General features: G+C 33.4%; 7 protein-coding genes. 1 reads left to right on the forward strand and 6 read right to left on the reverse strand.

Annotation, left to right across the window (positions count from 1 at the left end):
• The first annotated feature begins 211 nt into the window (after positions 1–211).
• Positions 212–5,044, forward strand: a complete 4,833-nt coding sequence (locus B3P23_RS17565; protein ID WP_293928426.1) for a DNA repair ATPase — start codon at positions 212–214, stop codon at positions 5,042–5,044.
• Between the two features lie 175 nt (positions 5,045–5,219).
• On the opposite strand, the gene B3P23_RS17570 is transcribed toward B3P23_RS17565, so the two are convergent.
• The 6 genes from B3P23_RS17570 to B3P23_RS17595 all read right to left on the reverse strand — a co-directional run bounded on the left by B3P23_RS17570 (position 5,220) and on the right by B3P23_RS17595 (position 12,409).
• On the reverse strand, positions 5,220–6,701 hold the full coding sequence (locus tag B3P23_RS17570; protein WP_293928428.1) for a TPM domain-containing protein: 1,482 nt from the start codon (positions 6,699–6,701) through the stop codon (positions 5,220–5,222).
• Between the two features lie 88 nt (positions 6,702–6,789).
• The gene (locus B3P23_RS17575; protein WP_248754941.1) at positions 6,790–8,496 is read right to left on the reverse strand and encodes a bifunctional alpha/beta hydrolase/class I SAM-dependent methyltransferase; all 1,707 of its coding nucleotides are present in this window, start codon (positions 8,494–8,496) and stop codon (positions 6,790–6,792) included.
• 4 nt (positions 8,497–8,500) lie between these two features.
• Positions 8,501–9,808 carry a hypothetical protein gene (locus tag B3P23_RS17580; RefSeq protein WP_248754942.1) on the reverse strand — a complete coding sequence of 436 codons (1,308 nt, stop codon included), beginning with the start codon at positions 9,806–9,808 and terminating at the stop codon, positions 8,501–8,503.
• Positions 9,790–10,539, reverse strand: coding sequence for an SDR family NAD(P)-dependent oxidoreductase (locus B3P23_RS17585; protein WP_293928432.1), 750 nt, complete (start codon positions 10,537–10,539; stop codon positions 9,790–9,792). The genes B3P23_RS17580 and B3P23_RS17585 overlap by 19 nt, the downstream gene beginning before the upstream one ends.
• Positions 10,536–11,573 (reverse strand): patatin-like phospholipase family protein, encoded by a 1,038-nt coding sequence (locus B3P23_RS17590; RefSeq protein ID WP_293928434.1) that lies wholly within the window; start codon positions 11,571–11,573, stop codon positions 10,536–10,538. The genes B3P23_RS17585 and B3P23_RS17590 overlap by 4 nt, the downstream gene beginning before the upstream one ends.
• The gene (locus B3P23_RS17595; protein WP_248754945.1) at positions 11,573–12,409 is read right to left on the reverse strand and encodes a phosphatidate cytidylyltransferase; all 837 of its coding nucleotides are present in this window, start codon (positions 12,407–12,409) and stop codon (positions 11,573–11,575) included. Before B3P23_RS17595 ends, B3P23_RS17590 begins: the two co-directional genes overlap by 1 nt.
• Position 12,410: the final 1 nt, after the last annotated feature.

Genomic DNA, 12,410 nt, shown 5'->3' on the forward strand with positions numbered 1-12,410 from the left:
CGGATCGTATTCAAGTTGACAATTCAATTGGTATCATGAAATTTGTCTATCATACAGTATTTTTCAAAGATAAATTGGATTTTTAGTGTTATAAATGTACAGTTGACTTCTATATACAACATTCGTATAGTCAATATAGTAACTTGATATCAAAATAAGTAGAAAACAGAACTCAAAAAAGATTAAAATAGTCCACGATTATTTTCGAATTATGCAAGAAACACAAGCGAACAACGATACTTTAGACTCTGGATCTTACGAAATTATTAGAAAACGTCTTCTAAATCAGAAAGAAACACTTTCTAATAAATTACAATTATTAAATACTTCCAGAAAAGAGGTATTTAATTCGACCAACTTTATATTAAAAGCCAATCAACGCATATCAACAGATAATAACTGTGTATCAAGAGGTATTTTGGCTATTGGTAATATTTGCATATTCGGATATAATGTACATTTTGGATTACGAACCGAAATACAGCTACAGGATGTATTTAGTATCTATTTATTTGAAGATAACCAATTTATTCCACAAGATCTTGATTTCATAAACGATGTAAATTTTGTAAATGATTACCAAAATCTATACAAATATTATAGAGATTCGATTTTTTCCAAATTCAGAAAAACGGAGAACTACTTGTATATGATCTTTCAGACCACCAAGAATGAACAGGATCTAAAAGCGTTTAAATGGTTGATTAAAGATGGGAAATTAATCTACTTAGATGATAGAAGTATACATGAAGTCAAAAAGGCAAATCAACATGAATTTGATTGGATAAAAACTACACTTGAAGATCGAAGATTGGGTCGTTTTCCTCATATCTCAATCTTAGACAAGGTATTTATTGAAGCGATTCATGGTGATATCACATTTAAAATTGAAAACAATACCGAATCTGGTAAAGGTATTTACTCTGAAAAGGTAAGTAATCTAGATCAACAGCTAGATGATGCAGAATACCACTACGCTGATTTAGGCAATATGATTGCTCTAAGGATAAAACCCTTTCAAGAAGAATTTCGTGCTTACATTTTCAACTTAAGGACAAAAGAAGTAGTTAATCTAAAAACGCTGAATGAATCAGCTATTTTGCTACCTGATAATCAAGGTATCATATTCTCTAATGGATATTATCTTCAGAATGGCACACATAAAACCTTCGAGAATAACCTCGAAAATGTTCAGTTTCTAAAAAAAGTAATCTCTCCTAATGGAGAAGACTATCTCTATGTTTTCACACATGAACAGTCGAATACATATATTTTGATGTCTTATAATATCATTCAGCAATCTGTAGAAACCCCAATCGTTTGCAATGGATTTACGATATTTAAAGATGGAAGCTTAATCTATTTTCGTACTGAAAACGAAGCGACGCGACATCATCAAGTGCAGATATGGGAGACTCCTTACATGGCTGTTCTTAAAGAAAATGAATCTCGCAGAGATGATCCTTTGTACAAAATCGGAAATAAAGATATTGTTCAAGCGATGTCTGAAGTTCAAGAAGTCATTCAACTGATCAACAAAGAAGATTCCTATGAGGGGCTCTATGAAGATATTCTTAAAAAATCAAATTCCATTATAGATTCTTACTTCTGGATTAATGATAAAGCGCTTCAAAATCTTGGCGAACCCTTACAACAGATAAAAGAAGTCGCGAACACCGCGATCGACGAGTTCGTTAAAGTACAGATTCAGCGTAAACACGCCGAAGAAATTTTAGCGGCTACGGAGAAAAAAATAGAAGATCTTGTTTTTAAAGTCAATAGTTCGATCTATGAACAGCTAGATCAACTGGTGCACAATTTATCAGATACACGTAAATTACAAGGCGAGGTGATTGACTTACGAAATGTAAAATACATTGATAATAATAGAGTAAATGAATTAGAAGATCAACTTCAACATATAGCATCTCATCTTTCTGAGAAAACAATACAGTTTTTATTACAGGAGGCTGCACTTACATCATATGAGCAAAAAGTTATCATCCAAAAGCAAGAAGTCGAAAAAGTAACAAAAGCTATTGATGCCAAAGCTATTGAAGATGGATGTAAAGCGATCTCCAGTGATCTCGAATTATTGATTGATATACTTCATAGCTTAAAGATTGAAGACACAACACAGACAACAAGAATCATTGAAAAAATATCCGTTATTTTTGCATCTTTAAATGAGGTTCGAGCTCAATTAACACGGAAATTAAATACACTAAAAAGTTCTGAAGCGATTGCAGAATTTTCGGCTCAACTCACTTTGTTAGAACAATCAATTGTTAACTATCTGGAATTATCCACTTCAGCAGAAAAAGTTGATGAATATTATACTAAGATTGTTGTCAACTTAGAGGAACTTGAAAGTAAGTTTTCTGAATTTGACGAGTTTGCTTTAAAAATTGCTGATAAGCGTGACGAAATTATTAAAGCCTTCAATGGCAAGCGGGAATCTATTATTGAGCAAGTCAATAAACGATCATCTTCTCTGGAACAGATAGCGCTACGCGTCCTTAAAAACATTGAGAATAAGGCAAAATCACTATCCACTAGAGAAGATATTCTAAGTTTTTACTCGACAGATCTCATGGTTGACAAAATTCGTCAAATTATTGCAGAGCTGAAGACAATACAAGATGTATCTAAAGCTGAAAGTCTTGAGAATTTACTAAAAAAATCACAAGAAGATGCACTGCGAGTTTTAAGAGATAAGTCCGAACTATTTGTTGAAGGTGAAAATATAATTAAACTAGGCAAAAACAAATTTACAGTCAATAATCAGCGTTTAGGTTTAACTTTAATCCGTCGACAAGATGAGCTATATTATCATTTGACAGGAACCAGTTTTTATCAAAAAGTGACCGCCCAAGAGATCAATACTTTTCGGGATATATGGGAACAAGAAATTATTTCAGAAAATAAACTGGTATATCGTGCCGAGTATTTAGCATATAATACCTTCATAGCATCACAATCAGAAGAGAATTTTAATGCTGAAAAATTTATCAATCAAACCGTAGAACAAAATTATGCAGAATCATATATCAAAGGTGTTCATAATTTTGATGCACTTCAGATTTATGAGCAGCTTCATATTCTAGGGAAAAAATTAGATTTATTACAGTTTGATCCTGATACTAGAACATATGCCCATTTTTTTTGGTATCAATTGGATGCATCCGTTCGTTCTAAATTATTAGCTCTTATCCAATCATCTAATCAAATACTTAAGAATTTTCCAAATTCAAATCGTTATCAAAGTATAATAAAGGAAATTCTAGATGAAGTCAGTCACTGGGAGACAAATTTGGATTTATCACAGATAAACGAAGCCAACATGGCCCATTATCTTTTTAAAACATTTAGCAAATTCAACAAATTATCATTGTCCGAATCTGCAGATCATTTAAAACAAGAGTTTACCCGTTATCTACATGATAAAAAGATTTTAAAAGATTTTGAGGCAGATCTGAAAAATGAAGGTTTCAATCTGACAGATCGCTTTTATTTAACTCAAAACTGGTTATATGCTTTTATTGAGAGCACTGATCATGTAATTACATTTGAAAAATACATTAATGAAACAGCAGCGCTCATTTTATTTAATCAGGACGATTATGAACTCATTATAGCCAAGGATCAACTTTCTGTGGCACATTTGAAAGGTAGTCATCCCGTAATTTTAAATGAAAGTTATCAAATAGATTTTCATTCTTTCATTCAAAAATTGACAAAATTTCAACACATCGATGTACCTCGTTTCGAGTCCTTTAATACATTAAAAGAAAAATTAAGCACGGCCTATAAAAAAGAATTAAAGATAAACGAATTCGAGCCTAAAGTACTGAGTTCCTTTGTCCGTAATAAATTGATCAATGATGTTTATTTTCCTCTAATCGGAACAAATTTCGCTAAGCAATTAGGTGTAGCTGGAGAAAATAAACGTACAGCAAAAATGGGCATGCTTCTGCTCATTTCTCCTCCAGGATATGGCAAAACAACATTGATGGAATATCTCGCAAAAACGATGGGCTTACATTTTGTGAAAATCAATGGTCCTACCATCGGTCACTCCATTACCTCCATCGATCCAGCTGAAGCTAAAACTTCTGGTGAACGAGAAGAGCTTAAAAAAATTAATTTAGCATTTGAAATGGCAGACAATGTGATGCTGTATTTAGATGACATTCAGCATCTCAACCCTGAATTTCTTCAAAAATTTATTTCTCTTGCTGATGGACAAAGAAAGATTGATGGTATTTTTGAAGGAGAAAGTAAGACTTACGATCTTCGTGAAAATCGATTTTGTATCGTAATGGCTGGAAATCCTTATACGGAAAGTGGTTCTAAATTTAGAATCCCTGATATGTTAGCGAATCGTGCCGATGTATACAATTTAGGAGATGTTATTGGAGATACAGATTATTTATTTAATTTAAGTTTAATTGAAAATGCTGCAATTGAAAATCCTGCAATTGATAAAATTGCAAGTAAGAGTTTTAATGATTTTTATGCGCTCATCCGATATATAGAAAATAAAGAAGAACAATTACCAGAATTAGAAGGAAACTACCTAAAACAAGACGTTGATGATTTCATCGCAGTTTTGCAGCATCTTTTTAAAATTCGGAATATCGTCGTAAGAGTAAATCAAAACTATATCAACAGTGCTGCTATGCAAGATAATTATCGAACAGAGCCTCCATTTAAATTACAGGGCTCTTATCGTAATATGAGCAAATTAGTAGCTCAGGTCATACCGATGATGAATGACCGAGAAATTAATCAACTGGTTTTGACGCATTATGAAAGTGAATCACAAACACTTACCACAGATACAGAATCCAATTTATTAAAACTGAAAGAATTAGCACATCTCTTAACAGAAGAGGAAAAAGAACGCTGGGAAACAATCAAAAAGGTTTTTCAAAAAAATAATAAGCATGGTGATCTTGGGAAGGATGATAAGATGTTTGCTCAATTATTGGAATTTAACGAGAACCTACAAGGTATCATCCATGCGATCAGTAAAAAGTAAATACAAGATAAATTGTATTTAAAGATCTTTTTTAGCTATTACTACAATCTGAAATAAAAACAGTGTAATTGTCAATTGATGATTACACTGTTTTCTTTATACAGCTACAACAAGCAAAACATTAATGATCAAATCAGTATCAAATAACATTATCGGCCTGATTGCAGACAAACGATTACCACCTTCCTCCTGCTCCACCACCACCTGAAGATCCTCCACCAAAACTTCCTCCACCGGAGCCACCAGAACGCCCCGATCCACCTCCAGAACTACCAGAAGAAGACCTGACTAGACGAGGCGTATTATGAGTTCCATGAGATATCTCATAGCCACAGTATTTACACAAATCGTACTGCTCTTCCAATCCACCAGAACTATAAGTAGCCTTCGTAATTGTCTTTCGCAAATCTTTTTCAAATGTTTTATAATGGCATTGTGGACATAGTATAATAGTTTTGTCCTCATCCCAGGGAATCAATTGAGTTTCGTTTGTTTTACTATTAACCCAGACTTCATAATCACGGCTATTAATTTTTTCTTCCATTAATTGTCCTGCATCCAGAAAATTTCTCATTTTTGAATCTGCTTGATCTCGATTTATTCTTAACCAGTTTCCGGAATTATCAGGAGCGACTAAACGTCCTGGATGAAGACTTAATCGCTTATTGGATCTTCCAAAATCTATCCATGCCAAAGGACTTATTAATAACGGTAGGAAATTCCATTTCAAAAATTTACGAATAGCTTGCTGAATGTTTTCCTCATCCTTATAAGAATTTGTGACAGCTGTAATACCAGCATTATATTTCATACCTAAAGTAATCACTCCGAAAATGAGAATGAAGTAGGGCAAATTTTTAACTTGATAAACTTGGTCAAAATTTTCAAAAACAAATGCAAAAATAAAGGAAGTAAAAAACATCAGTATTCCCATACAACCACAACCACTGATTAATGGAGGAAAGTAACTGCTTTTTTTTGTTATTTTCCCTTTCGTGATTTTGGTGACCACTGAAATCCAAACATAAAGAAATATAAATACGGCAAGTACTAACAACGAATTTCTTAAATATGGATTTTTAAAATTCCAAAAAGGTATTGCTTCGGGCATTAACCGATCTAATTCAGCTCTTGCATCTGGAGCATTTAAGATTTTTTGGATAAATTTCGATGACTCTAAAACTCCACGATCATAATCATCATTTCGAAAATTAGGAACTAAATATTTTTCACCTATCCGTTTAAGGTAAGCATCTGGCAATATACTTTCCATGCCATAACCCGATATAAATCGGTACTCATGTCTATTTTTGGCAATAAAAAGAAGTAAACCATTATTACTCTCTTTTTTTCCGATTCCCCAAGTATTGAATAACTTTAATGCAAAATCAAAATCGCTATCTCCAACGTAATCATCAACGATAACAATCGCAAATTCACACGCTGTAATCGAGTCGATCCGCCAAGATATAGCGTCAAGTTCATCCATGACACTTGAAGAAATAATATGATCTGGATTTGAAACAAAATAAGCCTGCCCCTTGATTTTAGGATTAGGAAGATCCTCGACTGTATATTGAGCAAATGAAAGCGAAAACCCGTGTATTAAAATAGAGGTAATTAGGGTATAAATAAATATTTTTATTTTCCTTGACATAACTTTTCATTAATCATTCACTCCTCATCTAAAATAATCTAGACGATCATTTTTTATAATGCCGTAATAACAGTTCTTAAATTAAATTCTATCCTTTAACCTTTCCCGATGAGACTGTAAAAATACCATAGTCATCAATGAGCATATCCTCTTTCTTAATATGATTAAACGCCATTATTCGATCTAGCTCTTTTTGAGAGCGTCTACGCATTACCCAATCCTTTTTTTGATGACTATTCAGAACAAATGCTATCATTTTCAATTGTGGATGCCAAGGTTGTCCAGTATATAGAATATGACTATTTTCCTCTGAGATAGAAACAATGCCTTGCACAGCTTTATTCGTAAGTTGATTATCTCCGAATAATTCGAAGATTCCAGAAATGATAGTAATATTAGGTTCAAAATTAATGAGCTGATAAGTCTTAGGATCAAAACAGTCAAAATTTGTAAAACGAATATCGCTATAACCTTTTTGATGAATAATTTTTTCGCCCAAGCTGATATTTGATTCCACAAATTCATTGATCACAATTTCTACATCTGGGTACTTCTCCTTGATATCAAAAAGATAATTTCCTGTCCCACCTGCAATATCTAAAATCTTTACCTTTCTTCCAGAAGATTGAATATCTAGAATATTCTTTTCTAATAATGTCAATAGATGTTGTTTTCGAATTCGGATCCCTCTCCAACCAATTGCTTCTAAATATCCTTTATCGATCACTTTACCGATTCCAAACTTTCCCTTTGCTTGATTATGATATACATAGTCTAGCGATATACCAGAATCAAATCCGTATTTTAACCCAAGAGCCATCCCCTCACTTAAAGTACCGATTTTTCCCAAAGACCATTTTTGAAATGCAAAGTTCAACTTTTCCATAGTTGGCATTACTTTGTAATATAAGTTCTCATACTCTTTTACCGAGAACAAGTCCGGAGCTAAGCTCAGCTCATTCGGTTCTACTTCAAATGATTTGACTACAAAAGTTTTAATATATTGATACACTTCATGCCTCCCACTCTCGAACAATATGCCATGAAAAAAATTGGGTAAAGTTCTAAATTCCTTAACTTGAGATTCCAAATTGACATAAAATTTCTTTTGCACACTATTTTTAACCACATAATCTTTTTCAGCAGATAGGATCAAAGTTGGAATATTAATCGCTGCGGCATCCTCCACCAATCTTTTACCTGCACTTTGTAAATCCACTAATAACCTACCATTAATCGACTTTGAAATCAGCGGATCTTGATCATACGCCTCCTGTTGTGCTTTATCGTGAGTTAAAACTTTAGACTTGACATAACTTTGAATCACTAAATCTTTTTTTAGTTTGGTTGTAAAACCAATAAACTCATTAGCAAAAGGAACATATAATTTAATCTCAAATGCAGGAGCTAACAAAGCCATACCTGCAATTGGGGGAGCAAAATCATGAACCCATGACGTCACAATAACTCCAGCTATGCTATTGGCAATTACGAAAATATCTTGTTCATTTATCTGGTATTGCTGATGCAGATATTTAGAAAACATATCCAAATCCCGTACATTATCCATGAAAATTGGTGATACCGGTTCTTTGGTGTAACCATGCCCACGAAGATCATAAGCGAAAACATTATATCCCTCAAACTGAGCATCCGTGGCGATCTCATGTAACCGTTCAGAATGTTCGTGACCACGGTGTATAATGATCAATGTTTTTTGATTGGGTCGAAAATTCCATGCTCTATAAAAAATGTCACTTCCGTCAAAACTTTTAAAATATCCTGTGTTCATCATCTTTTCATTTTAATAAGTCAATTGAAGCGGCATGTAGAATACTATTTTTATTCTTTTCTTGCATCAAAGCAATTGATTGGTTTATGTTTAAATATAATATTTTTTTCAACAATAATACACCTACTAATGTACTTCTGGAATACCCCATGGTACAGTGTATGATCACTCTTGTTTCTGGACATCGTTGCTCATACGCGACCGCTATCTTGCTAACCAGATTTTCCAGATCAACAATTGAAGCTACTCCAATATCCAATATAGGGAATGAATAATACAAACACTGTTCCCTAATGATCCTATTTTCCTCCAACTCTGCTGACAAATCATATACATAATCCTTTTTAGATATCTGACAAGCTATAATCTCTTTATTGGTTAATCGAGCTGTAATAAACATGTTTGGCAATATTTCTAAGAGTATCTTTTCTTGTTTTTTCCTGAAAAAATGCCATATTAAATAATATGAAAACTGATAAGGAAAATAAAATATCTTTTTCAAGATTGAAATATGTCCATGTTTATCTTTTAAAAAATGGTGACGGTTATATTGATATTGTAACCCAACCATAAAGACCATTATACTGACCCATACTGCTACAAAACAATAGATAAGATTTAATTCATAGCATAAGGAAGCCAATAAACATACTATAAAACTGAATAGATAATAAAAACAAGCAATGTATTGATTCCTGCACGTAGCTAATTTTTTACTGGGAAAGGTTAATATCAAAACAATCTGTACAAGTATTAATGCCGTTATTACATCTATGAAGTGATGTTGATAAATAGTCAATGTCGATATTCCTAAAAGAATTAACCAGAATCCAAAAATGAATTTCACAACTCCAAATAAACGTTCTTTTAATACAGACCAAAACAAACAAGCATAACCAATATGTAATGATGGTGCTTGATTGAAGGGAGAATCCCAAGTCTTTAAAAAATCAAAAAAATAATATAACGGAAAAGTATTGACAATTGGTTTTGAATAAGAAAACTGAAGCGGAATAAGGATAAAGAAAATACCAGATGCCACCGTTAATAGCACAACACGTTTTAGATATACCATCAATTGAGATCTAGTACGACATAGAAAACAAAGTGACAAAAAAAACAATCCGCTGGACATATATGGAATAATCATCCAAGGAATAAAAGGAATATATCTTTCAAAACTAAATACAAAAGAAGGTACAACTTCCAAATTAGAAGCATAATAAGCACTACCGTTGTAAATTAATGAAAATATAAACCAGCAGGCCAATGCTGCTTTGATTTTAAGTTGTATCGTCAATCGTTTTTCATCCATTTTGCTTTTTTATACATCATAATATCCAAAAACCGAGCAGGAAAATAAGACAGAAACTTCATCAAGACTTTCATCTTCCAGGGGAAAACATAAAGTTCCTTTTTTTTAACGATAGCGTCAGCAATATAGATGGCAGCTTCTTCTTGTGAAACTAAATAAGGTTTCTTTGATAAATTCTGTTGATTAAGATCGCGCAATTTTTGGGTATCCACATACCCAGGAGCAATAGTCGTGACTGTGATCCCAAATGGTTCTAATGCCTTACGATATGCATCAGCAATTTGAATCACCGCTCTTTTGGATTTACTATATAGACTTGCTTTTGGGTAATGTAGCGTCCCAGAAACGGATGCAATCGTGACTATATGGCCTTGATTGTGTTTACGCATAACTTTTCTTGCTATCTCAAAACAATTAATAGTACCTAAAATATTGATTTGTAACATATCAATGCTTTCATTATATCGGATCTTTCGAGCGACATCATCAGCATAGCTACCTGTTGTATTAATAAAAAGATCCAAAGGCTCCTGTTGCACAAAGTCAAGAACATAAAGCTGCAGCATTTCCACATTTAACACATCAACCTCATATTTCGTTAAATTGCCGTTTTCAATAACAGTTTTTTGTAAGTCTCTTCCACAAATAGCAACAAGATAACCTTTAGCCAGATACAAATTAGCTAATGCCGCACCAATGCCAGATGTTCCGCCTGAAATAAAAACTTTCATCTTTTTAAACTTTCTAATGTCTTCTGATAACCATATTCCCATTGTCGTTCAATATCATCTTGATAATGCTCAATAGTATCTGGTCGTTTTACAACAATCTCTCCCTTAAACCAATCCACATACTTAGCACAATAATGTCCTTTAAGGATTTGGGGAGCATCTCGAGTATCAATCCAATAATCCGCATGTTGCACTTCTACCTCACGTAATCGTTCATTTCCACTGAATCCTAACACGGCTCTTACTAATGCTTCCTCTACAGGTTTATACGACTGTTTTCGCTCTATAAAAGTATGATCTGCTAAGTATTGTGCTAATTCTATTGGAACCAAATCTATCGCTCCTCCAGCATAATAATTTTGTCCAATCTCTACTGGTGCTACGTAAAACATATCGGATATCGATATGCGCACAGCTTGATGAAGTGGCACTGAGCTTTCGATCAAAATTTCTTTTGAAACCGCGCTATGCAAATAGTTCTCAGATTCAATTTCAATTTGATCGGCAGCGATCTTTTTAGCAGTTTCTACGTCTGTAAACAATACTTTTTGATAGAGCTTCCTATCTCCCCTTTTAAATAAAACCTCAAGAGGTGTAAACAACATCTTAGAACCTACAACAATGATTTTAGGACTGTTGTTTTCTTTTTGTTTCAATGTCGGTAACAAGACTGTTAAATCTTGAGGCATTTCGACCAAGTATCGATCTAGTACGTCTTCTATATATGGAGCATATTCTTTGTTAAAAGTCTTCAATAAAGAGTAATATCCGATCTTAAAAATGCTTTTATGGTCTGTCAATTTTATTTGAGCAACAAAATCATAAAATTCCTTTGACTTAAGATATTCTTTTTGTTCATTAACTTGGGGAAAAGTCTGTATAACAGCCGCAGCAATAGCTCCCCCACAACTAGCAACAATAAGATCAGGAGACATGTTCATGTCTACCAATGCAGCATACATGCCCGTATATAATGCAAAGCGCGTTCCTCCTCCAGAGAAGACAATTGCCCTTTCAAATTCCTTCTTAGCCATCATTTTAATAAAATATACTGTACAATAAGAAAGAAGGCTGGCGCATTAAAAGTTAAGCTATCCATCCGATCCAATAGTCCGCCATGTCCCGGAATTAAAGTGCCTGTATCTTTGACATGTGCTTTGCGCTTCATATAAGACATAAGCACATCTCCACCAAATCCCAATATCCCAAGTAATAATCCCATAAACGTAAAATTGAGTAAATCATAAAATGAAAATAATAGATAACCCAATAGATTGCTCAGTAGCGTTGTCAACATAACACCTCCAATTAGCCCTTCCCAGGTTTTATTGGGGCTGATTTTTGGGACAATCGGTTTATTGCCGAAGAATTTACCGGACAGGTATTGAAAAACATCATTTAGCTCGGTGACAACAACAATAAAGATAATTAATCGAAGGCCAAAATGAGATATGATCGGATATTCAATAGATCGTATATATGCCAGGTAAGCAAAACAGATCAAAGTGATACAGAGTCCTATTCCAAAAGAAAGCAGAGCTTTAAAAGAAAATTTCCAAACGATGAATAAAATTATTAAGGCGATTAATATAGTAATAATAGCATAACGAAGATAAACAGTATCGGAAATAAAATAAATGAAATACGCCTGTAAACAAGTTAGCAAAACTAATAAAGGAAGAAAGGAGAAGTTTGGTTTGATCATCCTAAAAATTTCCTTCATCCCCTGAAAGGTAAGCAAGCTGACAAAGATTGTCATCGTTAGCGAATTAATAATGCCTAAAGAAAAAAGAATAATAATATATACCCAACTTTTCACACGGATAGGGACATCCGAAAATTTTCCATTAACAGGATCTTGCTCTTTCATA

This window comes from Sphingobacterium sp. UBA6320 (genome assembly GCF_002440335.1).
Taxonomy (GTDB): Bacteria; Bacteroidota; Bacteroidia; order Sphingobacteriales; family Sphingobacteriaceae; genus Sphingobacterium.

Bases quoted from the DNA above. Each gene is read 5' to 3' on its own strand.
- B3P23_RS17585 (WP_293928432.1), bottom strand. From the start codon at position 10,539: ATGAAAGTTTTTATTTCAGGCGGAACATCTGGCATTGGTGCGGCATTA.
- B3P23_RS17565 (WP_293928426.1), top strand. From the start codon at position 212: ATGCAAGAAACACAAGCGAACAACGATACTTTAGACTCTGGATCTTAC.
- B3P23_RS17595 (WP_248754945.1), bottom strand. From the start codon at position 12,409: ATGAAAGAGCAAGATCCTGTTAATGGAAAATTTTCGGATGTCCCTATC.
- B3P23_RS17590 (WP_293928434.1), bottom strand. From the start codon at position 11,573: ATGGCTAAGAAGGAATTTGAAAGGGCAATTGTCTTCTCTGGAGGAGGA.
- B3P23_RS17570 (WP_293928428.1), bottom strand. From the start codon at position 6,701: ATGTCAAGGAAAATAAAAATATTTATTTATACCCTAATTACCTCTATT.
- B3P23_RS17580 (WP_248754942.1), bottom strand. From the start codon at position 9,808: ATGGATGAAAAACGATTGACGATACAACTTAAAATCAAAGCAGCATTG.
- B3P23_RS17575 (WP_248754941.1), bottom strand. From the start codon at position 8,496: ATGATGAACACAGGATATTTTAAAAGTTTTGACGGAAGTGACATTTTT.